We start from the raw sequence: 26,661 nt of genomic DNA on the forward strand, positions 1-26,661 counted from the left end.
AGATGAAGGTTCTATTTATCGGAGGAACGGGGCTTATCAGTCAGGCGGTTTCCCGGCTGGCAGTGGAACGGGGAATAGAACTGTATCTGTTCAACCGTGGAGAGCGCAGCGGCTTCGTGCCGCAGGGTGCACAGGTGATACACGGTGATATCCGTGACAAGGAGCAGGCAGCCGAGGCGCTGAAGGGTTATGACTTCGATGTTGTAGTCGACTGGATTGCCTTCACGCCAGAGCATGTGCAGACGGATATTGACCTGTTCAGCGGCAAGACGCGGCAGTATATCTATATTAGCTCGGCTTCCGCGTACCAGAAGCCCCAGCGTAATTACCTGATTACCGAAGAGACCCCGCTGGTGAACCCGTACTGGCAGTATTCCCGGGACAAGATTGCTTCCGAGGAGCTGCTTCTGGAAGCTCATCAGAGCAGCGGCTTCCCGGTGACGATTGTCCGTCCTTCCCATACTTACGGAAACACTGCCATTCCGGCGGCGCTGACCAGCTGGAGCCATCCATGGTCTCTGGTGGAACGCATCCGCAAGGGACAGCCGCTCGTCATTCATGGCGATGGCACCTCTCTATGGACGTTGACGCATAATACTGATTTTGCCAAAGGCTTCGTTGGTTTGCTGGGACTTCAGGAGGCCATCGGAGAAGCGGTTCATATTACCTCGGATGAGGTGCTGAACTGGAATCAGATCTATGCGGCCATCGGGGAGGCCGCAGGCCGTGAGCCGAAGGTGGTACACATGTCTACGGACTTCATCGCTGCGAATACCCCGGCCGGAACCGCGGACGGGCTGATCGGGGATCAGGCAGTCAGCAGTGTGTTCGACAACAGCAAGATCAAGCGTCTGGTGCCAGACTTCCAAGCCACCCTGCCGTTCGCGGAAGGCGTGAAGCGGTCGGTTGCCTGGTTCGAAGCCCGGCCGGAACGCTGCACCTCAGACCATGACTGGTCCAAGATGCTGGACGGTTTGCTTGCTAAACATGGCGTCGATGCGAAGCTGCTTAGCTATTATGTATAAGTAGATTTTACAGATACAAGTCCTATAGATTACGCTGAACAGGTGCTGTCCGTTAACGGGTAGCGCCTGTTTCGCTTGCGGATCGGTCTACCTTGAATATTAGGGATTGAGTAGGACGTTACGTCACAGTTTATAATAAAAAACACGGTACTTATAAATCTATAACGGTAATACAGGGGGGGGATCATATGGAGCTCACGGTGGGCAAATTCGCCAGCGCTGTTAATACGACGATAAGGACACTAAGATATTATGAGAAAATCGGACTTCTTGTTCCTGAGAACAAAAACGGCGCCAATCAGAAAATTTATAATGGAGATGACCTCAAGAAATTCTATAACATACAGCTGCTCAAGAGTATGGGCTGGCCGCTAACCGAAATCAAACGAATGCTAGAAGAGACCGCGTATTCTTTTGGAGAACTGATGGAAATGCAGGAGGCAGTGCTTCTTGATAAGCGGAAAATAATAAACGAATCCTTGGAAATGATAGCCCGAATCAAGAAACTAATGAATGAAACGGGCGAGTTGAGCAATGAAGATCTGATGCTGCTCATGAATGCGATCCGGTTAGAAGAAGATCAAAGAACGATTTTACAACAATACTTCCCTGCAACCACGGTGGATAAAATTATGCCCAAAAATAAACAACAACAGATAGCATTCGATCGGTTAAACCGGAGGTTATTGTCTTTTTTTCAGACATCCATTCACCGCGGACTGTGTCCTGATAGTCAAGAGGTACAACGAGAGTTACAGGAAGTTTTAGCCGTTATTCCGGTATCTATGAACGAGCTGTTTCATTCAGACCCGGCCTTGGACAAACCATCGGAGCTTTTGAAGGCTTTATTGCCTGATGATATGGCGGAATTTTTCGCTGAAGCGATTCATGTCTTTTATAACAACCAGTTTGAAGGCAGGGGGAATAGAAATTGAGTGAATTAAGTAACCGGCAGCATAATAAATGGCTGCTCCAAATTGTGTTAGGTCTAGTGCCGTTTTTGGTGTTAGGCGCAGCACTCATTGCAATTTTCCGGTGGGGTGAAATCATTCCCTATATCCAGTCCTTGTTTGTTCCCGGTGGGAGGTCTTTTCTTAAAGTTACCTTACTGGGTCTGATCGCCGGTACGATTATAGTGCTTATTTCTGTGGGGCTTATCATAAAAACAAAAACGGTGCTTCCTCAGTCGGAAAGTACGGAGCTTATACGTAATATCATGAGAACTCCAAGCGGCATTGCCGTCAGCTCACTGGGCGGAGGAATTGTAGAAGAATTTTTCTTCAGGGGCGTATTAATTGGACTGTTTACAGGTTATGGCTCTTTCCTTGATGGAGTTGTGATTGTCATAAGTACTTTTTTATTTTGGGTTATTCATATCCCCCAGTATAAAGGGGTACGTTTGGCTTACGGATTAGTATTCATTAATGGCCTGATATTTGCTTTATTATTCTACTTTACGGATTCGTTGATTCCATCGATTATTGCCCATGCCATTTATAATCTGGGTATAGGAATCTACTTTATGAAGCTTACGAAATAATCCCCATGTCAGGCTGCTGCGAGGTTATAGCATGAAACCGGGATTCGTGAATATACTCTCACTACCGAAATCCCCACGAGTAAAGGAGTCCTGGCCATGCCGACACATCCTTACGTCTCCCGTTTTTTTGTAAATACCGATGCACGCCGTGACAAGCTGGTTTATGATTTGCCGGAAGCCTGGTGGAGCCGTCCGTATGAATACGAATGGTGTACGCATTTCATCTCACCGTATGATGTGGTACTGGACGCAGCCTGCGGAATTTCACACCCGCTTAAATTTTATCTTGCCGAGCATAGCGCTGAGGTCTATGCCTGTGATAAGGATGCCCGGATTCTGTCGCATGAAGCGATAATGGAGAATATCACCGAGGATGCCGGAGCAGCTGCAGCCCGCCAGGTGGAGGCCGGACCTGTGAACAGGCTGCATCTCGCCCAGGCTGATCTGACCTCACTGCCTTATGAGGATGAGAGCTTTGATACGGTTTTTTGTATCTCGGTGCTGGAGCATCTGTCTGTGCAGGAAGCAGTACTGGCTGTCCGTGAGTTTCATAGGACGCTGAATGGAGAAGGACTGCTGGTGCTGACCTTTGATCACCCTACAGTCAACCTGCCGCGGATGAATGAAATTCTGCTGCAGGCCGGCTTTCAGTATTGGGGCGAGACGGATTTCAATCTTCCGGCAGATGCCGTGCGTACAGATCAGTGGGGCGGCCTAAGCTGCTTCCGGGCAGTGCTCAAAAAAGCGCAAATCTAGCAAAGTTCATCCATCATTTGGTTGTTTCCTTCCATTGTAGTAGAATAGCTTCAAAGGCAGAAGAAAGAAGGAGACAATCTCATGGGGATGATCAGCAATGATCTGGCTGTACATGCTTAACTGCTTCAGTCATTATTATATTACATTAGAAAAAGGAGCTAGAGCACTTTGCGCAGATATGCTGTTATATTCATGATTCTGCTTCTGCTGGTCCCTGCCGCTGGGATAAGCGCCAAGGGGGCTGCCCCGCAGGAGGAGATCCGCCTTGCGTTTGCCGGGGATATTCTGCTGGACGGCTTTGTCGGCGACCAGATTGCCAAGTATGGCGTTGATTTCCCGTTCGCCAAGGTAGCACCGGTGCTGCAGAAGGCAGATATGGCTTTTGCCAATCTGGAGACTCCGGTCTCTGTGCGCGGAACTGCAGCCAGTAAGACGTTCGCCTTCCGCTCCAAGCCGGCGGCACTTGCGGGATTAACCAAAGCGGGGATCGACGGTGTCACCGTAGCTAATAACCACATTCTGGATTACGGCCGTAACGCAATGCTGGATACGCTGATTCATCTGGATAAGAACAACATTGGGCATACCGGTGCGGGTGCCAATATTGAGGAAGCCTTCAAACCGTATGTCAAGACCGTCAAGGGCAAGCGGATCGCCGTTCTGGGTACAAGCCGTGTGCTATCTGACCCCTCCTGGTATGCAGGCAAGAACAGCCCGGGTGCAGCTTCCGCTTATACGGCAGAGCCGCTGCTGAGTGCAATTAAGAAGTCTGCCAAGGATAATGATTATACGGTTGTATATATTCACTGGAATCAGGAATTCAAGGATTATCCTGAAGCGTATGCCCGCAAGCTGGCCAAGCAAATGATCGACAGCGGAGCAGATATCATCCTGGGTGCGCATAGTCATTGTCTGATGGGCATTGAATATTACAAGCATAAGCCGATCTATTATTCACTGGGCAATTTTGTGTTCAACCGTTCCACACGGGGCGGAGACAAGACCCTGCATTCCATGCTGGTTAATTTCACCATTAACCCGTCAGGGGTAACCAGCAGCATTACACCGGTCAAAATCATTGGCGGCCAGCCGAATTTCATGGGGGATGCCTACAATAAAGAGACCATCAAGAAGCTGAACCAGCTCTCCTTCAATGCGAAGATTGCAGCGGGCGGGGCGGTCAGCGAGAAGTAGTGAGGCAAGCTGCGCATGAAGCAGCTCAATCTATATGAATTCTTATCCTATAAGCCCGGGGAGCCGTTTCCTAATTCTCTCCGGGCTGTTTGGCGTCTTTCCGGTATTATTCATTTTGTGCTATTCATTCTTAGCATTGTGCTAACCGCGCTGAGTGATTCTACTCTACAATAGGAATATTAGTTCTGCCAAGGAGGATGACACATCAGTGAGAACGGGAATCGCAAGAAGCAAAGTGAATTTTGACGGGAACTGGGGCTTCTATCAAGGGGAGCTTCATATTCCTTATGCCGTTAAGGGCGGAATGACCGGCGGTATTACAGATGCGGGCTCTCTCCGGGAGGGGGAGTGGCTGGATATCGCATACCATGATAAAGGAATGAGCGAGCAGCCGCTGGAATGGACGGGCGTCAGCCTGCCGCATGACTGGTGTGTGGAGCAGGAGTATGTCCGCGATGAGGGCCTAGGCTCCAGGGATGGCAGCCATGGATATCTGCCCGGCGGGACGGGCTTCTACCGCAAAACCTTCGCGCTTCCGGCAGAAGCTGACGGTTCCAAGTGGAAGATCCGCTTCGACGGGGTATCGGGCACCAGCACAGTCTGGGTCAACGGGCATCTGATCGGCTCGCATCAGGGCGGATATATCGGGTATAGCTATGATCTGACGGATGTGCTCCGCTATGGTGAGGAGGGCTTGAATGTCATACTCGTCAAGGTGGATGCTACAGAATGCGAAGGCTGGTGGTATGAAGGCTGCGGCATTTACCGGCATGTCTGGCTAGAGTCAACGGACCGCCTGCATGTGGCCGAATACGGCACTTATATTATCACACCGGAGGTAATAAAAGAACAGGCTGCGGTTCAGCTTCGTACGCGTATCCGCAATGATTACACCGAGGGGAAGCAGATCTCTCTGCGTTCCGTTATCTATGATGCGGATGGAATACAGGTCGTCGAGGAGACGGCGGAGGCCTATGCGGACTGGTATGCAGAAATAGAGCTGGAGCAGAGCTTCAGCGTGGAGCAGCCGAAGCTCTGGAGCCCGGAATCTCCTTATCTGTATAGGGCGGAGACGGCTGTTATTGTTGACGGACAAGAGCTCGACCGGTATGAGACCGTGTTCGGTATCCGCAGCATCCGCTTCGATCCGCAAGAAGGCTTCTTCCTGAACGGGGAGCCGCTGCTGATCAAGGGGACTTGCAATCACCAGGATTTCGCCGGGGTCGGCGTAGCATTGCCGGACAGTCTGATTGAATATAAGCTGAAGCTGCTTCAAGAGATGGGCTCCAATGCCTACCGCAGCGCCCATCACCCGCCAACACCTGAGCTGCTGGATATCTGTGACCGGATCGGTATGCTGGTGATGGACGAGAACCGTAAGCTGGACAGCAGCCCGAATGGACTGAGCCAGCTGTCACGGATGCTCTACCGTGACCGCAACCACCCGAGCGTCATTATCTGGGGTCTGGAGAATGAAGAGGTGCTTGAGGGAACGCTGACGGGAGCCCGGGTGCTGAAGACACTTGCGGACTGGACACGCCGCATAGACCCGACCCGGCCGACCTGTGCAGCGATGAACCACGGCTGGCATGAGAACGGCTATAATGACGCTGTTGAGATTACAGGGTATAATTACGGGCACAGGCAAGACTTGAACATCGACCTCCGGGATCATGAGCGGCACCCGGACCGCCTCATGATCGGCAGTGAATGTGCCAGTTATACTGCCACTCGGGGCATCTATGAAGATGATCCGGTTAAGGGTTATTGCTCTGAATACGGTACGAATATCCCTTCATGGGGCTGTACTCCGCAGCAGGCATGGAGCGATCTGGTGCAGCACCGCTTCCTGACCGGCGTGTTCATGTGGACAGGCTTCGATTACCGGGGGGAGCCTACTCCCCATCTCTGGCCCTGCATCAATTCGCATTTCGGGCTGATGGATACCTGCGGCTTCCCGAAGGACAGCTATTACTACATGCAGTCCGTATGGAGGGAGGAGCCGATGGTCCATGTGCTTCCGCACTGGAATTGGCCCGGGTCCGAAGGTAAGCCGGTTGAGGTAAGGGTGTTCGCGAATACCGATACGGTCGAGCTGAGCCTGAACGGCAGAAGTCTGGGGGAGCAGCAGGCGGATATGAACGGGTATTTGTCGTGGGAGGTTCTCTATGAACCAGGTGAGCTGCAAGCCGCCGGCAAACGGGACGGCCGTGTTATCGCTGAGAAGACTGTGGTCACCGCCGGCCAGCCGTACCAGATTGCCTTGTTCCCTGACCGGTTAGAGGCGCAAGCGGATGGTTCGGATACAGTTCCGGTTCGTGTAGCTGTGCTGGACAAGCAGGGCTATGTGGTTCCGGCGGCGGATCACGAGATCCGCTTTGAGGTTGCTGGCGCAGGCAGGCTGCTCGGCGTTGGCAACGGCAATCCAAGCAGCCATGAGCCGGATAAGTCGGTGCTGCGGCGTGCTTTTAACGGCTGGTGTCTGGCGCTGATTCAGACGGCTGCCATAGCGGGCGATATACAGATTCGGGCTGTCTCTCCTGGACTTGCGTCTGCGGAAGTGGTGCTGCGGTCCGTTTCAGAATAGAATAGCTATAACGAATTCTATGCAGAGGATGTCAGGGAATGATGCCCAAGCTTAAGAAGTACATGCCTTTCACCTATAAAATGATGATTCCGTATCTGCTGCTGGTTCTGCTTACGGATGTGTTCATCGGCTATATCTCCTATTCGATGCTGACCGATTCCCGGACAGAGATGGCCGAGTCCAACATCCGAACAGGCATGGAGCAGTCGAGGAACAATATCCGCTATCAGATGGATGAAATACAGCGGATGTCGGACAACCTGTTCGGCAGCCAGCCGTTCCAGCGTGCGCTCGAAATGAAGGGGACCCCATTTGAGATCTATCTGACGATGCTTGACGAGATTGTCCCTCAGATTACCGCACCGCTGCAGCTGTTCGGGAACAAGATCCGCTTCATGCTCTACACCCCGAACGCTGATCTGAACATTGTGTCAGGCGATAATTTGGATGACCCGATCATTACCAGTGATTACTATATTCTGCCCCTGGACGATATTACAGGCAGTCCATGGTACCGGTCACTGAAGGATTCCAAGCGCGATAATTTGTGGCTGCAGATTGATACGGATCAGAAGCTGGGCAACCTCTCGCATGTGCGCAGACTCGTCAACTTCAGTGATTACAAATCGCTGATCGGTTATGTGCGGATCACAGTATCGCTGGAGGATCTGTTCGGCGGCTTCGATACCTTCCCGCTGGAGGAAGGGATTACGCTGCGGCTTGTGGAGGAGACCACCGGGGATATTCTGTTCCAGCGCGGTCCCGCCAACAATAGCAGCGGACAAGAGAATTTCCTCAGGCTGCAGGAACCGATTCCGGGCAGTAACTTCATTATTGAAGCCATAGTTCCGCATAAATATCTCACCCAGGATGCCGGACGGCTGCGCCGTGTGATTATCGCGGTCTGCAGTCTGAGCTTCCTGGTTATGACCTTGATCGGGTATGTGGTGGCACGGATATCCGGCCGCAAAATGAGCCGGATCGTAGGCCTGGTGCGTTCCTTCCAGGACGGGAACTTCCAGAAGCGCATCCGCTTCTCCGGCAATGATGAATTCGTGCAGATCGCAGACTCCTTCAATGATATGGCCTCCAACATTCAGGGCCTGATCAACAGCGTGTATGTGCAGGGAATTCAGAAGAAGCAGGCGGAGCTGGAGGCCCTGCAGGCGCAGATCAATCCGCATTTTCTATACAATACGCTCTCCACAATCAGCAGCCTGGCTAATCTCGGGGAGATCGGCAAGGTCACGGAGATGGTCCAGGGGCTGTCCCGGTTCTACCGGCTGACGCTCAATCAGGGCAATGTCTATATTGAGCTGGAGAAGGAGCTGGACCAGGTGGCTACGTATCTGGAGATTCAGCGGGTCAAATACGCGGATGCCTTCACGCTGCACGTGGATGTGGAAGAGGAAATTCTGCATATGCAGGTAATTAAGCTGCTGCTCCAGCCTTTTGTGGAGAACATATTCAAGCACGCCTGGTTCGGTGAGACCATTGCCATACGGCTGACCGGCAGGCGGGTGGGGGACAATATTGAACTCAAGGTTATCGATAACGGGATCGGCATGCGCCCTGAGGGAGTCAAGCGTATGATGCAGGGTCCGAGCCAGTCAGGCGGTTACGGTGTGAAAAATGTGGATGAGCGGATCAAACTCAGATACGGCGAGGCGTACGGGGTTAGTATTGCCAGCTTCTATGGAGGCGGGACAACCGTGCGGCTGCTGCTCCCTGCCGGACTTCAGGATCATGAGGAGCTGTAGAAGCCAGCCTTATAAGTACAGGAGGACAAGATTGCGATGAGTATCAATGTATTGCTGGTTGACGATGAAGCGATTGATCTGGAATGGCTGCGGCGCAGAGTACTGGCCAGCCCGCTGGATCTTGCAGTGGTAGGAACGGCGAACAGCGGCTTCAATGCGCTTAAGATCATGGAGCAGGAGCGGGTGGATATCATCCTGTCAGACATACGGATGCCTATTATGACGGGGACGGAATTTGCGCGCCGGGCGAAGGTACTGAATCCGAAGGTCAAAATTGTTTTCATCAGCGGCCATGAGGATTTCAGCTATGCCAAGGAAGCAATTGAGATCAATGCCTCCGGTTATTTATTGAAGCCTGTAGAAGACAAGGATCTCTACGAGATGCTGGAATCTCTGTCTGCCGCTCTGGAGCAGGAACGGGAGAAGAACCGTTCCTTCACTGAGGCGTTGTCTCTGGTTAATAAGGAGCTGATTCTGCGCTGGTTCGAGGATGCATCGCCTGAACCTGCGGAGCAGCATCTGCGCAGTGCCCTGAGTCCGCTGCTCATGAAGGGGGCGGCTGCAGCGATTATTGAGATCGATGATCTGGAATGGAAAATGCGTGACCTGTCCGAGGAGGATGCGCGGGTTAAGACGCGGCAGATGGCCGGACTGATTAGAGCGTTCGTAGAGAGCAACCAGCTGGGAACGCTGATTCCTGTCCATCATCACCGGTTCGTCATTCTGTGCAGCCTTCCGCCGGACAGCTTCCTGAGTCTGCTGGATGAGCTGATTAAGCAGATGGCCGTGAGCTCACCCTGCACCTTGACCATCGGGGTCGGGCGTTACGCCCAGGATGAGGCGGGGCTGCATGAATCCTACCAGCAGGCAACGGCAGCACTCAGTGCAAAGTGGCTGCTGGGCAAGAACCGGCTGATCCGCGACAATCTGGAGTCCTCCCCGCGCGGAACGCCGGGAGCAAGAATTGAGCAGACCGTTGTGCAGCTGCTGGAGGCTATCATCCAGTACGATCTGGTGGCGATTGACGATCATCTGCTGGAGCTGTTCACGAGTGCCGGCAAGAAGGATGTCTATGAGCTGATTATCCGTATCACCTCCAAGCTGCATGCGGACCTGCAGCAGCAGAATGAGAATCTGTATGAGCTGCTCCAGTGGGAGTCCCATCAGCCGGATATCCTGTTCCAGTTCGAGACGATTCACGATATCCTGTCGTGGATGAGACGGAGATTCTTCGAGCTGTCGGAGCTGCTGTATGTGAAGCGGCAGCGGCAGAAGCGCAAGCTGATCGACGAGATTATGAATTATGTCGAGGAGAATCTGGAGAAGAAGATCACCTTGAAGGAGGTAGCCGCCCACTTCGACTTCACCCCGAATTATCTCGGCTTCCTGTTCAAGGAAGAATACGGAGTTCCCTTCAGCGAGTACGTTAACGAACGGAAAACAGGCAGAGTGTTCGAGCTGCTCAGTGATCCGACGCTTAAGATCTATGAGATAGCCGAACGGATGGGCTATAAGAATATCATCTATTTCAACCGTCAGTTCAAGCAGATCACCGGCATGACGCCGGGGGAATACCGCAAAAAGCAGAAGATATAAGCTTTATTTTAAATATAGAATTCCCACTTGCCAAACGTTGCCAGCTCTGGTTTTCAAATCAGAGGCAACGTTTTTTGTTTTTTTGGAAAGTATATATATTTAAACGGATCGTTGAAAAAGTATTAGTTTTAGTTGATAGCCCTAATCCACACCGGATGGACGCTTATTTATAATAAGGCTATAGAGAAATGGGAATGGGAAAGGGGATTCAAGATGAAACAGAAACAACACGGATTCTGGGATGACGTCAAGAAATACAAATCCTTGCTTCTTATGCTGACACCGGCAGTATTGTTCTTTCTGCTATTTGCTTATCTGCCCATGTCGGGCATTGTGCTGGCATTCAAGCAATTTGATTATACGGGCGGGGTATTCGGCAGTCCGTGGAACGGGCTGGATAACTTCAAATTCTTCATTGATTCCGGTGACGCCTGGCGCGTAACCCGAAATACAGCGCTATATAATATCGCATTCATCGTTGTGAACAACGTGCTTCAGATCTTCGCAGCCATCCTGCTGTTCGAAGTAGCGGGCAAATGGTTCCGTAAATTGACCCAAACGGTATTGTTCCTGCCTTATTTCATTTCCTGGGTTGTTGTGGGCGCGATTGCGTACAACCTGTTCAACTTCGATGTAGGTACAGTCAATGTGCTGCTGAAGGGACTGGGCATGCAGCCAATCGATATTTATAATACGGCAGCCTACTGGCCGTTCATTCTGGTCATCGTATCCGCGTGGAAGACACTCGGCTACGGAACGATTATGTATCTGGCCGCGATTACAAGCATTGACACCGAGATGTATGAAGCCGCCGAAATTGACGGCGCGAATATTTTCCAGCGTATTATGAAAATTACGATTCCGAACCTGATGCCGACCGTCATCATTCTGGTGCTGCTGGCGATCGGTAATATCTTCCGCGGAGACTTCGGGATGTTCTACAATATGGTCGGCAACAACGGCCTGCTGTTCTCGTCCACCGACGTAATCGACACCTTCGTCTTCCGCTCGCTGACCACATCCAATGAAATCGGGATGTCTGCGGCAGCCGGCTTCTACCAATCTCTGCTCGGCTTCGCAACCATCATGCTGGCCAACTACGCAGTACGCCGATACGATAAGGATCGCGCTCTATTCTAGGACAAGGAGGTAATGCCCGATGAGTTCAACCACTGCTAATATTCAATCACCGGAAGTACGCAGAAAGCCTGCAAACCGGGACAAAATGGTGCTATCCGTCATCGGATACGTAACCCTTACGATACTGGCCATATTCTGTATCTTCCCGTTCATTCTGGTGATCTCTTCCTCTCTAAGTGAAGAGAGCGCGATTATCGAGAAAGGGTTCCAGATCTTCCCGACCGCCTTCTCGACAGAAGCGTACAGCCTGCTGTTCAAGTATCCGGCTGAGATGCTCAGAGCGTATGGCGTGACGATCTCCGTTACAGCCATCGGTACGATCGTCGGATTGTTCCTGACATCAATGACAGCCTACGTGCTGTCCCGGAGAGATTTCAAATGGCGCAGCCGCTTCTCCTTCTTCTTCTTCTTCACTACATTGTTCAGCGGCGGCCTGGTTCCATGGTATCTGATGATCATCAACTACCTGCATCTGAAGGATACACTTCTGGTACTGATTCTGCCGATGATGATGAACGTCTTCTATATTATTGTCATGAAGTCCTTCATGGGCAGCATCCCGGATGCGATTACAGAATCCGCCAAAATTGACGGAGCCGGCGATTTCCGGATCTTCATGCAGCTGATTGTGCCGTTGTCCAAGCCCGCCCTGGCGACCATTGGTCTGTTCATTGCCTTGGCCTACTGGAATGACTGGTATAACGCACTTCTCTTCATCTCCAAGTCGGAGCTGATGCCGCTGCAGTATTATCTCTACAAAATGTTAGGCAACATGGATGGAATGCGTAAGGCGATGATGGCTTCCGGTGCGGTAGTCAACACGGACCTGCCAACCGAAAGTCTGAAGATGGCCATGACGATTGTGGCTACAGGGCCGATCCTGCTGGCGTATCCGTTCATCCAGAAGTATTTTGTAACAGGACTTACGATTGGTGCAGTCAAAGGATGATCACAGGGTAACCTGGTTATCAATATAAGACTTAGGGCAACTATTACTTAAGGGGGAAATATCGGTCATGATGAACAAGAAAAAGAAACTTACAGTAACGCTTGCAACGATGATGGCACTAGGGACGGTCCTCAGTGCATGCGGCGGCGGCAATAATAACGCGAATACAGGAGCGGAGGCTACTAAGGCTCCAGCGACATCGGAAGGAGCAACCAATTCAGGCGCTCCGGACACCTCCAAAGAAGTAAAGCTCAAAATGATTCTGCTCGGGCCACAGCCTGGGGATTATGATAAGGTCTTCGGAGAGCTGAACACCAAGCTCAAGGAGAAAATCAATGCTACTGTAGAAACTGAATTCCTCGACTGGTCCGACTGGACCCAGAAATACCCGCTGAAATTCGCGGCGAACGAAGATTTCGACCTCGTGTATACTGCAAACTGGGCCTTCTATAACGATCAGGCGCTGAAGGGCGGATTCCTGGAGCTAACGGATGATATGCTGACCAAGTATATGCCGCAGACCTGGGAGGCTATGCCGAAAGTAAACTGGGCGCAGGCAAAGGTGGACGGCAAGCTCTATATGGTTCCGAACAACAATGTTGAAGTAACCGACAAAGTGGTGCTGTACCGCGAGGATCTGCGCAAAAAGCTGAACCTGCCGGAAATCAACAGTCCTGAATCGTATGCGACTTATCTGAAGGCGATTGCCAAGGATGAAAAAGGGATTACTGCCTTTGGAGCCAAGCCGGCGGACGGCTGGAAATTCCATGAGCTGGATCAGACGCTGCTTGAGCAGAACAACAACTTCAACCTGGTAGATGCAAGTCTGCTTCCGCTGGCGTACAAGCTGGATGATGCGTCCGGTAAAGTCTTCAATATCTATGACACACCCGAATTCACTTCCCTGCTTAAATATTACAAAGACCTGGCCGATAACGGCGCGTGGTCCAAGAACGTAGTCAGCAACAAAAATGATGTATGGCAGGATGTCAAAGCAGGCAAGGTATCCTCTTATGCGCATAACCTGGGTACTGTAGCTGCTAACCTGGCTGAAATGCGCCGTGACAAACCGGATGTAGAGCTGGGCATTGCAGATCTGACCCCGGACAAAAAGAAAATTGCTGCGATCTCGACGCAGAACGGGATGTCCGTGCATGCAACCTCCAAGAATCCTGAGCGCGCCCTGATGCTGCTCGATTTACTGCAGAATGACAAAGAAATTCATGATTTGACGATGTACGGTATCGCCGGAAGCAACTACAATCCGGAAGGCGACAAGAAGTTCACCGCCGGTCCTGCTGCCGCTAACTACACAGGCTTCTCGAACTGGGGCTGGAACTCCCCGCTGAACCGTCAGGATGCAGCTTATCCTAAGGAAGCGGACGATATGTTCAACACTTGGCAGTCCAGCATCTATCACTTCCCGCTCGAAACCTTCGTCTTCGACACTACACCAGTGAAGAACGAAGTGGCTAACATCGGTAACGTAATGCTGCGTTATGCCATTCCGCTGGAATACGGATTGATTGATGATCTGGCTAAAGGCCAGGCTGACCTTATCAAGCAGCTGAAATCAGCAGGTCTGGATAAAGTACAGACTGAAATGCAGACACAGATCGATGCATTCCTCGCAGCGCAGAAATAACAGCATAAGCTTACGGGCTGCTCCAAAGCATTAGCTTTGGGGCAGTTTTTGTGAAATTATAGGTATAGGTTGTACATGAATTATACTTTTCGGCAAAGGAGCAATTCTTATGAAGTATACGATTCAGGCTCATGTGTCTCCCAAGAATATCTACCCGTCTACGCTGCGGCTGGGCGGAACCAGCCCTCAAGGGGATGAGCTCAGCTTCACCAATTATTATATGGAACTGAATGGCAAGCCCTATTTCGCCATCTGCGGCGAATTTCATTATTCCCGTTATCCTGAAGCAGACTGGGAGAGCGAAATCCGCAAGCTGAAGCTGTCGGGAATCAATGTGGTGGCGACCTATATTTTCTGGAATCATCACGAAGAGCTTGAAGGCGTGTTCGAATGGGCGGGCAACCGCAATCTCCGGCGGTTCGTGGACCTGTGCCGGGATAATGGCCTCTACGTCATTCTGCGTGTGGGTCCGTTCTGTCATGGCGAGGTTCGTAACGGCGGATTGCCGGACTGGCTGTTCGGGCGCGAATTCGCGGTCCGCTCCAATGATGAGGGCTACCTGAAGTATGTGGACCGCCTGTTCCGGGAGATTGGCACTCAGGCCGACGGGCAGATGTTCAAGGATGGCGGCCCGGTGATCGGTATCCAGCTGGAGAATGAGCTGAATGCTGCGGCTGCACTCTGGGAAGAAACTGCCAAGCAGGGTGATGAATACCTCAGCGGCGGTGTTAGCGGTGAAGCGGGGTCAGAGCATATGCGTCTGCTTAAAAAGTATGCGGTGGATTCGGGTCTGATCGCTCCGATCTATACCAGCACCGGCTGGGGCGAGGCGCCGTTCCTGGAGGATGAGGTGCTTCCGCTGTATGGCGGGTATGCCTATACTCCTTGGAGCATTAGTGATCCGAATCAGGTCCAGAAGCCAACGCCGGAATATGTATTCGTGAACTTCCATGACGACAAGGCACCGGGCGGCGAATTCAACCCGCCGTACCCGCGGACGAAATACCCGTTCGCCTGCTGTGAGATGGGCGGCGGCATGCAGACCTGGTATCTGTCCCGGTTCCAGGTCGAGCCGGAAAGTGTCATCGCCATGACTTTAATGAAGCTTGCCGGAGGCTGCAACTTCATCGGGTATTATATGTTCCATGGCGGAACGAATCCGGTGGGAAGAACGGGATACCTGAACGAGAGCACTACCCCGAAGCTGACCTATGATTTCCAGGCGCCGATTGGCGAATTCGGCCAGATCCGCGAGTCGAATCATCTGCTTCGTCCGCTTCATTATTTCCTGCGCCGGTTCGCAGACCGGCTGGCACCGATGGCGACTGTGCTGCCCGAGGGGGCAGAAGCAGTTACGCCGGAGGATGCGCATACGCTGCGTTATGCCGTCCGCACAGACGGCAAGTCGGGATTTGTGTTCGTCAATAATTATCAGGACCATGTGGAGATGGATACACACGAGGAGGTTGTATTTGCGGTAGAACTGGGAGAGGAGACGCTGAGCTTCCCGCAGCGGAGCAAGCTGACGGTTCAGCCCAAAGCTTCCTTCCTGCTGCCGTTCAACTTCGCGCTGGATGGTCTCAATCTTAAGGCTGCCACAGCTCAGCCTGTAACGGTGATTGAAACGGAGGAAGCAGCCACCTACTTCTTCTCTATGCCGAAGGGTGTCGACGGTGAGTTCCAGATCGATGCAGCTTCCGGCATTCTTGATGTGACTGTGGATGCCGGGGACGTAGGAGAGAACGGCGGCTACAATGTGCTGATTCCGCATGACCAGTCTTCTATGATTGTGATCCGGCGGGAAGGAGCCCGGGAAGTCCGTATCTATGCCATGAGCGCTCGTGAAGCAGCGACCTTGTGGGAGCTTGAAGAGAACGGCCGCAGCCGCCTCATCTTCTCAACGGTTCCTCCGGTTCAGACCCCGGGCGGGATGGAATTCATCAGCCAGGGGCAGCATGCATTCACCTTCCGTGAATATTCAGGCGGCGCTGAAGCGGCAACGCAGTGGAATACGGCCCAGGCGGATGCAGTTGTCAGCGGACGACAAGAGGGCTGGTTCCAGGCTTATGATGTGCTGGTTCCGCAGAAGGAAGTTGCGGTTACCATGCGCCGGATTCAGGACCACAAGGTTGTCCTCCAGCTGCCTGAGGATGTCCTCGAGAGTATGGAAGAAGTACTGCTGAGCATCGACTATACCGGAAATGTAGGCTATGCCTTCGCTGCCGGACAGCTGTTCCACGACCATTTCTATAACGGCTTGCCTTGGGAAATCGGCCTGTCGCGGTTCCGTGAGGTGCTGCGCCGGGGCGAGATCGTACTGGAGACCACGCCGCGCCGCACCGGTGCCGTCAAGCTGGCTGACGATGCCGCCATGGCTGTGGAGAAGGTATTCGAGGGCGAAGCTGTTGCCGTGTTCCATAGTGTGACTGCAACGCCGGTGTACCGGATCGGATTAACAAGATAATGCAAGTAGGAAGCACTGTCCAGGAACCTCCACTGGATGGTGCTTTTTTCTGCTTGAGTATTTTGTGAGATTTTTATAAGTGTATTAAGTTAGAATGAGAACATCGATGTTTTGAACTGGAGGCTGTTTGTGAGAAAGGTAAATATCCGCAGACTTGCGGGAATCGGCATATTTTTCTTGATTGTTTTTTCTTTGATCTTTATGATCTTCTCACTGACCCGCCCTCCTCAAAGTAAGGTAAGAGTGGAGAAGGGAATACTGGATCTGTCCAATTGGAATCTCAAGCAGCAGGGAGTCGTGAATTTGGATGGTGAATGGGAGTTCTATCCGGATGAGCTGCTGGGCCCTGCGGATTTCCGGCAAGGCCAGTATGATTCTCCGCCTGTCTATTTGAAGGTTCCCGGCACCTGGCGAGGTAAGCGTCCCGATGGCGGGATGAGCAACAGGGGGTCAGGCACCTACCGTCTGCAGATATTATTGGAGGATACCGATGAAATACTCGGCTTGAAAATAAGAAGCATACGCATGGCCCACCGTCTGTTTATTGGTGGACAGGAGGAGGGGGCCAGCGGTCTTCCTTCCACCGACAAAAGCGCGTTTCAACCAGGCAACACACCCTATTCGGTATTTTTTCATCCGGATGCCCGCAAGCTTGAGGTTGTGATTCAAGTCTCTAACTACAATTTTGTCACCGGAGGAATTGTGAACTCCCTCACGCTTGGAGCACAAGAGGACATCACCCGTCGCAATATGGTACAGATCGGTGCGGATATCGGAGTCATTTTGATCTTGGCCATGTTCGGTGCCTATCACCTCAGCTTCTATTTTTTTGGTCGCCAAGAGAAGGAGTATCTGCTTAGCGGAATTTTCTTATTGTTTCTGGCCCTGCAGAACTCCTTGTATGGAGAAAAGATGTTTCAGCGTCTCCTGCCGTCTGTTCCCTTTGATTTTTCGTATAAGCTGCTGGATGTCAGCCATTTTCTTAGCGCGATACTGATTATTGTGTTCTTTTGTACCGTAGAGTCGCACCTGATGTCGCTGCGCAGGCTGAGGCTGATTCTTACCCCGTTTATGGCTTATCTTGTTATGGTTGTTCTTTTGCCGTATGGGGTGCATATTCGTGTGAAATATTTCTTCATATTATATCTCTGGATCGTTATGCTCGGCATTGTAGCGAGAATGGTCTATTTATATATCCGCAGGCAGAGTCAAGTGGAAGATCGTGCGGAGCTGATGCTGTTCATTGGCGGAGCCACTGCGCTGATGATCTATCTGATGAATGACGGCCTCTATTCCGAGAATATTGTGCAGAGTAATTTTACAGGAAGATGCGGGGTTATTGCATTTATTGTGCTCATTAATATCCTGCTGGCTGTAAGGTTCTCGAATGCGTATGCCAAAACAGAGATTCTATCGCGCAAGCTATGGACGGCGAACCAGCTTAAGGACGAATTCCTGACGAATACCTCTCATGAGATCAAGACACCGCTCCATGGAATTATGAATATGACCTCTTTTTTACTGGAGAATCAGGAAGAGAATCTGCATGCAGGCCAGAAGCAGAACCTGTGGCTGATTAAGGATACGTCTACTAAGCTGTCGATGCTGATCCAGGATCTGATCGATGTCAGCCGGCTTAGGCACGGAGAACTGCGGCTGCACCAGACCGCCGTTGATCTGAGAGTGGCTGTCCAAATCGTATATGATATTCTCCGGTTCGAGCTGGCGGGCAAAGAAGTGCAACTGCTCAATCAGGTGGAAGCTGGTACCTGGGTACTCGCGGATGAGAGCAGACTGCGGCAGGTGATGTATAACCTGGTTCATAACGCGATCAAACATACCCGTCAGGGATCGATTCAGATTACAGCGAGATTAGCCGGGAGTGAGGTTTTCATTGAAGTGGAGGACACCGGAACGGGGATATCAGAAGAGAACCATGCGGCGATCTTTGAATATTTCGAGCAGGTGGACAGGCTGCTGCCGCAGGACGGATATACCGGAATGGGGGTAGGTCTGTATATCAGCAGGAAGCTGGTGGAGCGTATGGGCGGCGTGATTCGGGTGGCTTGGTCCGAGAAGGGGAAGGGAACCCGCATGGTATTTACGCTGCCCGTAGTGGACCCTGTTCCCGAAGATCAACAGACCGCCGAACCTTACGCGCTGCATACCGATGTTGATTATACGGTGCTTGATGTACTGAACCGGGAAGGGCAGACCATTCTGATTGTAGACGATGAGGCCTCCAACATCCATACACTGCTGAATATTCTCCGCCGTCATGAGTATAATGTGCTGGTAGCCTTTTCCGCTAAGGAGGCATTGACCAAACTGCAGGAATATCAGCAAGTGGATCTTGTCATTCTGGATATCATGATGCCGGGTACATCGGGGATAGAATTATGCCAATCACTGCGCAGCCGTCACTCTATACTGGATCTGCCGATTCTGTTCGCCACCATCAAGGATGCACCTTCCGATATTGCACTGGGCTTCCGGGCCGGGGCGAATGATTTTGTGACCAAGCCCTTTGAGAGCGAGACGCTGATGGCCCGGATTCATAACCTGCTGGCCATGAAATCGTCGATTCAGGAAGCGATCCGGCATGAGCATGCGTTCCATCAGGCCCAGATCAAACCGCATTTCCTGTATAATGCGATGAGCAGTATCATCTCATTCTGTTATACCGATGGCGTCAAGGCAGCTTATCTGTTAACCATGCTCAGTCAATATATGCGCTTTATTCTGGATATGGACCGCTCCACACTCGTCATTCCGTTGTACCGGGAGCTGGAGCTGATTCAAGCCTATGTGGAAATTGAACAAGCCCGCTTCGGGGAGAGGTTCGACTATAGCAGCCAGGTGGATGATTCCCTGAAGGCAGTGAATATCCCATCCCTCTGTATCCAGCCGTTTATTGAGAATGCCATCCGTCATGGACTGTTCGAGAAGGAGGGGCAAGGCAAGGTTGCCTTAAGGATTCAGGCTGGAGACGGATACATGAAGATCTTAGTCGAAGATGACGGTGTCGGCATTCCCGCTGACCTGCTATATACATTGAACAGTCAAGGAGCGCTGCAAGGAAGCATCGGTATTCAGAATATCCGCAAGCGTCTGGATACGATTCCGGGAGCCAGCTTAAGCATTCATTCGGAAGCAGGCAGCGGGACGAAGGTTACGATCTATCTGCCGCTCAGCGGCTCCGGGCAAGGGGCTTCTGAGGATTAGGAGTAAATATGATTCTGCGTGAAGGAGGGGGTTTCTATGTTTCGGACGATGATCGTTGAGGATGAACGGCCAATCCTGGATTTAATGAAGGTACTGGTTGGCCAAAATAGCAATTATAGCATTGTTGGAGCTTTTACAAATCCGGTAGAGGCCTTGGCGAATCTGCAGGAGCTGCAGCCGGATATCGTGTTCATTGATGTGGAGATGCCGAGGATGAACGGGCTGCAGCTTGCCGTGCATCTCCGTGAACAGTTGGGTCAGGCAGAGATTGTGTTCACTACGGCTTATAAGGATTATGCGCTTGAAGCATTCGAAGTAAGTGCACTTGATTATATTCTCAAGCCTGTCACGCCGCAGGCGATTCAGCGGGTCACCGGGCGGCTGTTCAAGCACCGGTCAACCCTCATTCCCGCAGAGACCCTCAAGTCCAGCTTCTCTATCCGCTGCTTCGGTGAATTTGAAGTCCTTAATCCGGACGGACTCCCGGTTCACTTCCGAACCCGCCGGACCGAGGAATTGTTCGCTTATCTTCTGTGCCACCCTGGCCGGTATATCAGCAAGTGGAAGCTTATTGATTTGTTATGGCAGGATGCGAAGGGTGAGCGGGGATTATCCAATCTGCATAATACCCTGTACCTGCTAAAAAAAGTCCTGAAAGAGAACGGAATTCCGATGAGCATACAGAAGCTTAATGACGGTTACATGCTGGACACAGCAAATAAACAATATGATCTCCTTCTGTATCATCAATTGCAGCAGGTCCACAGTGAGGGCAGATTGACTGCAGAGCAAGCCGAACAACTCTGCTTGCTGTATCAGGGGCCGCTGCTGGAAGGCAAGAATTACTTATGGAAGATCCCGTTAGAGGAAGCATATTTCAAGCAATATACAGCAATGGTCAGGGAATTGGCGGCGGCAGAGCTTACGGCTGGAAATGAAGCGGCAGCGGAATTACGTCTGGAGCAATACTTGTCGCTGCATCCGCTGGAGGAGGAAATGAACCGCCTGCTAATCGGTATGTATCGGAGACGCGGCGCAATGGAGAATATCAGCAGGCTCTATAAGCAGTTTGAAGCGGCTTGTACAAATGAGCTGGGGCTTGAGCTGCCGCCGGAAATCAAGAATGAATGGCTGCAGACTCATTAGGGTATCCCGCGGCAAAAAGAAAAGGCGTCCCATGTAGCCGTTACGGCTTACAGGACGCCTTTTTGCATGGTGCTAACAGGGATCAGCCCTTAACCGCCCCTGCGACAACACCCTTCACAATGTATTTCTGCAGGAAGATGAATACTACGATCGATGGAAGCACCGCCATTACCATAGCGGTCATGGCATACTGCCAGTCCGAGGTATACTGGCCTACGAAGGTGTAAGCCGCCAGCGTTAACGTCTTCGTCTCAGGTGAACCATTGACCATCAGCAGCGGGAGCAGGAAGTCATTCCAGATCCACATGACATCGATGATCACAATGGTCGTGGTGACCGATTTCAGCAGCGGAAAGATGACGCTGAAGAACAGGCGGAAGCCGGAAGCGCCGTCAATCGTCGCGCTCTCATCGATCTCTGTCGGGATACCCTTCACGAAGCCGTGATAGATGAACACTGCCAGCGGAGCGCCGAAGCCCCAATACAGGAGACCCAGTCCCCAGGTGCTCTCCGACAGGTTGAGGTTTTTGGCGGTCTGGAGGACCGTCAGCATGATCGACTGGAACGGGATCAGCATCGGCATAATGCACAGGAAATACAGGACACCGCTCCATCTGGTTTTGGTCCGGGCCAGCTTATAGGCGGCGATGGAGGAGATGAATACGATACCGAGCAGGCCGACACCGGTAATGATGAAGTTGTTCAGGAACAGCCGCGGATAGTTGATGAATTCCCAGACATAAGAGTAGTTGCTGAAGGTCAGCTTCTGCGGCAGGGCGATGACATCGGTCATGACCTCGCCGAAGCTTTTGAGCGAATTGATAATGGTCAGAAACAGCGGATACAAGAACAGCAGAGACAAGAGGACCAGAATAACCTCCAGGATGATCTTGCCTGCCTTGTTGTGGTTGGTTGTCATTAGGCCTCCACCTCTCTCCGTTTGAAGACGGTCAGCTGGATAATCGTTACGGCAAGCACAGCAAGGAACAGAATGAGCGCTTTGGCTGTACCATAGCCGTACAGGTTGTTCTGGAACGTATCCCGGTAGATATCATAAGCGATACTATACGTAGTTCCGCCGGGACCGCCGCCGGTCAGCGACAGGATGACATCGAATACCTTGATCGAATTGGTGAGCGCCATGAACACAGAGATCGTGATCGATGGGGCAAGCAGCGGCAGCGTAATGCCGAAGAATTTTCTCAGCGGTCCGGCACCGTCTACTGTAGCAGCTTCCTTGAGATCCTCAGGCACAGACTGCAGACCGGCAATGTAAATGACCAGATAGAACCCGATCGACTGCCAGATGGATACGCCCAGGATGGAGATGAAGGCCAGTCCAGGAGTCCCGAGCCAGCTTAGATCAAAGATTGCCCAGCCGGTACTCTCGCCCAGCGAGTTGAAGCCCTGCATGAAGATGAACTTCCAGATGAAGCCGACAATAACGAGACTGAGGATATAAGGGATGAAGAAGGCTGCTCTCAGCCAGGAGGTGCTTCTCAGCTTCATGTCCAGCAGCACCGCCAGCAGAATCGCCAGCACGTTGACTATGATAATGTAGAGCACCGCGTATTTAATCGTGAACCAGGCAGCATTTGAGAAGTTGGTATCGCCGGAGAAGATCTGCTTGAAATTATCCAGCCCGATGAACTTGGGGTGCTTGGAGATCCCGTTCCACTTGGTCATCGAATAGCGGATGGTCATGGCGAAGGGAATATAGAAGGCTACAGCGATACAGATCAGAACCGGGAGAGTGAAGATTCCGAATTCGAATTTCTCGCGCCATCTTTTGCCGGGTGTTTTTAACATGGATGCACCTCTTCTTGAGTTATAGGGTGGGAGTATTAGGCTTGGCTTGCCACACTTAACCATTCCGGTTAGTCTATATTGTGTATTATAGAGCAGACCCGTATCGTCAAAAATGGATTTAAGAGTACAGTTAAGGGTAAAAAGGTGAACGGACTGCGGAGGCCGGACAAGTCCCCAAAACCGGCAGCGGAGAGAGCGGAGAGCATCATGAGAAAAGCGTGGGTTAAGCTAATTGAGCCTTTACTGGCGCGGGTGTCCCGCCGCCTGGCTAACAAGCTGATTCTGTTATTTACGATTATCATCATCCTGGTGGTCAGTTCACTCACCTACATATCCTATAGCATGCTGCAGCGGGAATCGGTCGATAACAGCATTGCCAGTACAGGCAATAACCTGCTTCTGGTCGGACGGAATCTGGAGAGCTACCTGAGCGGGATTGAGCAGCTGTCTCTGCCGCAGATCTCCTATGATGAGTTCAATTATGCGCTTTTGCATGAATCGGAAGACTACAGCTCCCGGATGTACTTGGAGGATTATCTGCGGAATTTGTATTTTTCGCGCAATGATCTGGAGGCTGTATACCTCTATGTAATCAAGGAGCAGAAGTATTATTATGTCACCAAGGAGAACTATAACATCACCGTCCGGGTATCCGAGCATCCGCCTGTTGATGACCTGCCGTGGTATAAGCGGGCGCTTAAGAGTCCATATAACCGTTCCTATCAGTCGTTCGTGGAGGAGCGGCCGGCCAGCGTGAACAGTGCCGATTACCCCGTTAACCGGGGCAAGGTATTCATGGGCTACCACCGGCTGATCCGCTCCATCGTGTCACGCGAGCCGCAAGCGGTATTATCGCTATATCTGAATTCCTCCGTGACCGATGAGATTATGCGGGATATCCCGTTCAGCACCGGAGAGCATCTGATGTACATCAGCCCGGACGGCGAGCCCTTCAAGGTGGATGATAAGGAATTCTACGAGGAGAGCAGGGAGGCGGGACTGGCGAAGCTGCTGACACCGGAGCAGAAGGGGCGCGTAACCTGGTCCGGCAAGGGGCAGAAATACCTCGTAATTTACGATATCAGTCAAAAGGAAGGCTGGAAGCTCGTCAAGCCGATCCCCTACACCCAAATCTATGAGGCGGCGACAACGACGCGAACGTTAAGTGTGGCGATTGGCCTGCTGTTCCTGATCGTCTCTGTGGTGCTGGTCAGCTTCACCTCGAACCGGATCACCCATCCGCTGAAGAATCTGTCGCTCCAGATGCAGCGGTTCAGCACCGGGAGCTTTGATGCGCAGGCGACGGTTGCGGGCAAGGATGAGATCGCCTACCTGTCGCGCCATTTCAACAAGATGGTCGAGAAGACGAATGAGCTGATTAATGAACGCTATAAAATGAAAATCGTTGAAAAGAACGCCGTCCTAAAAGCGCTGGAGGCCGAGATTAATCCCCATTTCCTGTACAATGCGCTCCAGGCGATCTCAACCAAGGCGCTCAAGAACAACAACGATGATATTGTTGAGATGGTGGACAACCTGGCCCTGACCCTGCGATACTGCATTAGCGGCAAGGATGTGGTGCAGGCAAGGGAGGAGCTGCGGCATATCGAACGTTATCTGGCCCTGCAGAAGGCGCGGTTCGGCAGCCGGATGCAGGTGGTGTACGCCTGGGATGAGAGCCTGATGGAGCTGAGAATCCCCAAGCTGTCGCTCCAGACCCTGGTAGAGAACTGCATCAAGCATGCGCTGGAAAAGGTATCGAGTACGGTTACCATCACCATTGAGGCGCATGTTACCGGCACACACAGCGTGATCTCCGTGTTGGACGACGGTCCGGGCATCAGCGGAGAACGGCTGGAGCAGGTGCTGAATTCACTTCAGATCCAGTGGGAGGACCGCGCAGCGGACACGGACGAAGAGGACGGCATGGAGAGTATCGGGCTGAAGAATCTGAACACCCGGCTGAAGCTTTTGTATGGAGAAGAGTCGGGGCTGGTCATTCATAGCACGGAACAGGGAACACGAATGGAGATGCGGCTGCCGCGGGGAGGAGTGGGACAACATGTATAGAGTGCTGATTATTGATGATGAGGAGCCGCTGCGCGAAGCGATTCATATCCTGGGGGATTGGGAGGGCCTCGGTGTAAGCGAGGTGCGGGAGGCGATGGACGGGAAGGCGGGCCTTGAGCTGCTGCGCCGCGAGCGGTTCGATCTGGTGCTGGTTGATATGAAAATGCCGGAGCTGAGCGGAGCCGAGCTGCTGCAGATTGCCGAGCAGGAATTCCCTGACCTGCTGCTGATTGTGATCAGCGGTTATAATGATTTCGAGTATACACGTCAGGCCATCCGCTCGAAGGTGGTGGATTACCTGCTGAAGCCGGTGAACCGTACAGATCTTAACCATGCGCTGCGCAAGGCAGTGGGGGTGCTGGAGGCCAAACGGAAGCGGGAGAGCGAGTTCATCAGCCGCAATATTACACTGAATATGTCGCTGCCTAAGCTGAAGGAGAAGATGTATCTGTCCATCATAGACCGGAGCTTCAAGACCCAGTCCAATGAGGCCTTTCTCCCGCTGATCGGGGCGGACGGGGCGGCCAGCCACTTCGCTGTCGGCCTGCTGCGGATGCTTAATCTGGAGCAGGTACGTAAGGAAAGATTCCATGGAGACCGGGATTTGCTGCATTTTGCCGTAACGAATGTGATGAATGAGAACACGGACGGGCAATTCGAGTCGTTCAGCTTCGCCAGTCCTAAGGGGGAGCGAGAATTCATTGCCATCTTCACCATGAAGGGTGGTTATGAAGCAGATGCGGCCTTCCTGTCGCTGCACCATATGAAGAAAGCGGCCTCTACCTTGAAGGAGCTGTTCGGAATCCTCTGTGCAGGCGGAATCGGGGAGCCTTGCCGCGATTCGCTCAGTATTGCCGCCTCCTATGAGCAGGCCAAAGCCTCACTAGATACGATTGACCTGCTCAGCCTGAGGGGCAGCCTGATTGTGCAGGGCATTGTGATGAATCCCGCAGCGAAGGAACTTCCCTCCCTGACCGGGCGGATGCCGCAGATCCGCAGCGCGCTGGAGAGCGGGAATGTGAACCATGCCCGCAGCATCCTCAGCGAGTTCATCCGCAAATGCCAAGAGACGGAAGGGTTCACGCTCGGGGAGGCGGACCGTACGCTGCAGGGCTTTATTTTGCTGCTGGGCGAGATTGCTGCAGAGCTGGATGCTATGTCGCCGCAGATCCGCAGCGGGAAGGACAGCAGTCTGGCATCTCTGGGCATTCTTAGCGACTTTGCCTCCTTTGAGCAGTTTGCGGGCGTGCTTAACGATATCTTCGACCGTTATGCGGGCGAGATCAGCCGGACAGTAGCCGGAGACCGCAGCAGTGTGCTGGAGAATATTAAGGCGTATATTGATAACCATTATTTCGAGGATATTAAGATATCGATGTTCACGGAACAATATTTCCTGAGCAGAGAGTATCTGATGAAGCTGTTTAAGGGACAATACGGCTACGGCATTCATGAGTATGTGCAAAAGGTAAGGATGGACAAAGCCGCAGCACTGCTGGCCGATCCTGCCCTCAAAATTCAGGATATCTCTGAAATGCTGGGATACAAGGACAAGAACTATTTCAGCAAGGCGTTCCGCAATTATTATGAGTGCTCCCCTTCTGAATTCCGGCTGCGGCTGCCAGGGGTAGAAAAGTGAAACGGTTACATGGACACTTTTTTACCCTCAGAAGTTCACTTATGTACATTCTTATCCTTTTTCTTTTTATTTAGAATGATGAGCAAGACCACAAGATGCAAAAGGAAAAAGGGGGC

At 52.0% G+C, this 26,661-nt stretch carries 18 protein-coding genes; 16 read left to right on the forward strand and 2 right to left on the reverse strand.

Features of this window, described 5'->3' with window-relative positions; all coding sequences use genetic code 11:
* Window positions 1-2: 2 nt before the first annotated feature.
* The 14 genes from NSS83_RS29640 to NSS83_RS29705 all read left to right on the forward strand — a co-directional run bounded on the left by NSS83_RS29640 (window position 3) and on the right by NSS83_RS29705 (window position 21,027).
* Window positions 3-1,025: an SDR family oxidoreductase gene (locus tag NSS83_RS29640; RefSeq protein ID WP_341347050.1), complete on the forward strand. Its 1,023-nt coding sequence runs from the start codon at window positions 3-5 to the stop codon at window positions 1,023-1,025.
* A 188-nt stretch (window positions 1,026-1,213) separates the two neighbouring features.
* A complete protein-coding gene (locus NSS83_RS29645) occupies window positions 1,214-1,960 on the forward strand; it encodes a MerR family transcriptional regulator (protein ID WP_341187900.1) in 747 nt (248 codons plus the stop codon).
* Entirely contained in the window at window positions 1,957-2,565 is a 609-nt protein-coding gene (locus NSS83_RS29650; RefSeq protein WP_341187901.1) for a type II CAAX endopeptidase family protein, read from the forward strand. The genes NSS83_RS29645 and NSS83_RS29650 overlap by 4 nt, the downstream gene beginning before the upstream one ends.
* A 96-nt stretch (window positions 2,566-2,661) precedes the next feature.
* Complete coding sequence (locus tag NSS83_RS29655; protein ID WP_341187902.1) at window positions 2,662-3,321, forward strand: class I SAM-dependent methyltransferase; 660 nt, start codon at window positions 2,662-2,664, stop codon at window positions 3,319-3,321.
* A gap of 168 nt (window positions 3,322-3,489) precedes the next feature.
* Window positions 3,490-4,515: a CapA family protein gene (locus NSS83_RS29660; protein WP_341347051.1), complete on the forward strand. Its 1,026-nt coding sequence runs from the start codon at window positions 3,490-3,492 to the stop codon at window positions 4,513-4,515.
* 208 nt (window positions 4,516-4,723) lie between these two features.
* On the forward strand, window positions 4,724-7,102 hold the full coding sequence (gene galA, locus NSS83_RS29665) for a beta-galactosidase GalA (protein ID WP_341187904.1): 2,379 nt from the start codon (window positions 4,724-4,726) through the stop codon (window positions 7,100-7,102).
* A gap of 38 nt (window positions 7,103-7,140) precedes the next feature.
* Entirely contained in the window at window positions 7,141-8,862 is a 1,722-nt protein-coding gene (locus tag NSS83_RS29670; protein ID WP_341187905.1) for a histidine kinase, read from the forward strand.
* A gap of 36 nt (window positions 8,863-8,898) precedes the next feature.
* Window positions 8,899-10,458: a response regulator gene (locus tag NSS83_RS29675; protein WP_341187906.1), complete on the forward strand. Its 1,560-nt coding sequence runs from the start codon at window positions 8,899-8,901 to the stop codon at window positions 10,456-10,458.
* 213 nt (window positions 10,459-10,671) lie between these two features.
* Window positions 10,672-11,598: an ABC transporter permease subunit gene (locus NSS83_RS29680; RefSeq protein ID WP_341187907.1), complete on the forward strand. Its 927-nt coding sequence runs from the start codon at window positions 10,672-10,674 to the stop codon at window positions 11,596-11,598.
* A gap of 19 nt (window positions 11,599-11,617) precedes the next feature.
* On the forward strand, window positions 11,618-12,547 hold the full coding sequence (locus NSS83_RS29685) for a carbohydrate ABC transporter permease (protein WP_341020098.1): 930 nt from the start codon (window positions 11,618-11,620) through the stop codon (window positions 12,545-12,547).
* A gap of 67 nt (window positions 12,548-12,614) precedes the next feature.
* On the forward strand, window positions 12,615-14,192 hold the full coding sequence (locus tag NSS83_RS29690) for a DUF3502 domain-containing protein (protein ID WP_341187908.1): 1,578 nt from the start codon (window positions 12,615-12,617) through the stop codon (window positions 14,190-14,192).
* A 109-nt stretch (window positions 14,193-14,301) separates the two neighbouring features.
* Window positions 14,302-16,656, forward strand: a complete 2,355-nt coding sequence (locus tag NSS83_RS29695; RefSeq protein WP_341187909.1) for a beta-galactosidase — start codon at window positions 14,302-14,304, stop codon at window positions 16,654-16,656.
* Window positions 16,657-16,785: 129 nt separating this feature from the next.
* Window positions 16,786-19,881 carry an ATP-binding protein gene (locus NSS83_RS29700; protein ID WP_341347052.1) on the forward strand — a complete coding sequence of 1,032 codons (3,096 nt, stop codon included), beginning with the start codon at window positions 16,786-16,788 and terminating at the stop codon, window positions 19,879-19,881.
* Between the two features lie 36 nt (window positions 19,882-19,917).
* Window positions 19,918-21,027, forward strand: coding sequence for a response regulator (locus NSS83_RS29705; protein ID WP_341187911.1), 1,110 nt, complete (start codon window positions 19,918-19,920; stop codon window positions 21,025-21,027).
* A gap of 82 nt (window positions 21,028-21,109) precedes the next feature.
* Here the strand turns inward: NSS83_RS29705 and NSS83_RS29710 are convergent, their stop codons facing one another.
* Both NSS83_RS29710 and NSS83_RS29715 read right to left on the reverse strand, forming a co-directional pair.
* The gene (locus tag NSS83_RS29710; protein WP_036692874.1) at window positions 21,110-21,946 is read right to left on the reverse strand and encodes a carbohydrate ABC transporter permease; all 837 of its coding nucleotides are present in this window, start codon (window positions 21,944-21,946) and stop codon (window positions 21,110-21,112) included.
* A complete protein-coding gene (locus tag NSS83_RS29715; protein ID WP_341187912.1) occupies window positions 21,946-22,836 on the reverse strand; it encodes a sugar ABC transporter permease in 891 nt (296 codons plus the stop codon). The genes NSS83_RS29710 and NSS83_RS29715 overlap by 1 nt, the downstream gene beginning before the upstream one ends.
* A gap of 207 nt (window positions 22,837-23,043) precedes the next feature.
* On the opposite strand from NSS83_RS29715, the gene NSS83_RS29720 reads away from it, so the two are divergent.
* Window positions 23,044-24,906: a sensor histidine kinase gene (locus NSS83_RS29720; protein ID WP_341347053.1), complete on the forward strand. Its 1,863-nt coding sequence runs from the start codon at window positions 23,044-23,046 to the stop codon at window positions 24,904-24,906.
* Window positions 24,899-26,545: a response regulator gene (locus tag NSS83_RS29725; protein ID WP_341347054.1), complete on the forward strand. Its 1,647-nt coding sequence runs from the start codon at window positions 24,899-24,901 to the stop codon at window positions 26,543-26,545. The genes NSS83_RS29720 and NSS83_RS29725 overlap by 8 nt, the downstream gene beginning before the upstream one ends.
* The last annotated feature ends 116 nt before the right edge of the window (window positions 26,546-26,661 follow it).

The organism is Paenibacillus sp. FSL H3-0469, from assembly GCF_038051945.1.
GTDB lineage: Bacteria > Bacillota > Bacilli > Paenibacillales > Paenibacillaceae > Paenibacillus_AQ.

Excerpts from the sequence above, each read along its gene's own strand:
- NSS83_RS29675 (WP_341187906.1), top strand. The coding sequence starts at position 8,899 with ATGAGTATCAATGTATTGCTGGTTGACGATGAAGCGATTGATCTGGAA.
- NSS83_RS29725 (WP_341347054.1), top strand. The coding sequence starts at position 24,899 with ATGTATAGAGTGCTGATTATTGATGATGAGGAGCCGCTGCGCGAAGCG.
- NSS83_RS29705 (WP_341187911.1), top strand. The coding sequence starts at position 19,918 with ATGTTTCGGACGATGATCGTTGAGGATGAACGGCCAATCCTGGATTTA.
- NSS83_RS29680 (WP_341187907.1), top strand. The coding sequence starts at position 10,672 with ATGAAACAGAAACAACACGGATTCTGGGATGACGTCAAGAAATACAAA.
- NSS83_RS29655 (WP_341187902.1), top strand. The coding sequence starts at position 2,662 with ATGCCGACACATCCTTACGTCTCCCGTTTTTTTGTAAATACCGATGCA.
- NSS83_RS29645 (WP_341187900.1), top strand. The coding sequence starts at position 1,214 with ATGGAGCTCACGGTGGGCAAATTCGCCAGCGCTGTTAATACGACGATA.
- NSS83_RS29710 (WP_036692874.1), bottom strand. The coding sequence starts at position 21,946 with ATGACAACCAACCACAACAAGGCAGGCAAGATCATCCTGGAGGTTATT.
- NSS83_RS29715 (WP_341187912.1), bottom strand. The coding sequence starts at position 22,836 with ATGTTAAAAACACCCGGCAAAAGATGGCGCGAGAAATTCGAATTCGGA.
- NSS83_RS29640 (WP_341347050.1), top strand. The coding sequence starts at position 3 with ATGAAGGTTCTATTTATCGGAGGAACGGGGCTTATCAGTCAGGCGGTT.
- NSS83_RS29720 (WP_341347053.1), top strand. The coding sequence starts at position 23,044 with ATGAGAAAAGCGTGGGTTAAGCTAATTGAGCCTTTACTGGCGCGGGTG.
- NSS83_RS29685 (WP_341020098.1), top strand. The coding sequence starts at position 11,618 with ATGAGTTCAACCACTGCTAATATTCAATCACCGGAAGTACGCAGAAAG.
- NSS83_RS29670 (WP_341187905.1), top strand. The coding sequence starts at position 7,141 with ATGATGCCCAAGCTTAAGAAGTACATGCCTTTCACCTATAAAATGATG.
- NSS83_RS29690 (WP_341187908.1), top strand. The coding sequence starts at position 12,615 with ATGATGAACAAGAAAAAGAAACTTACAGTAACGCTTGCAACGATGATG.
- NSS83_RS29695 (WP_341187909.1), top strand. The coding sequence starts at position 14,302 with ATGAAGTATACGATTCAGGCTCATGTGTCTCCCAAGAATATCTACCCG.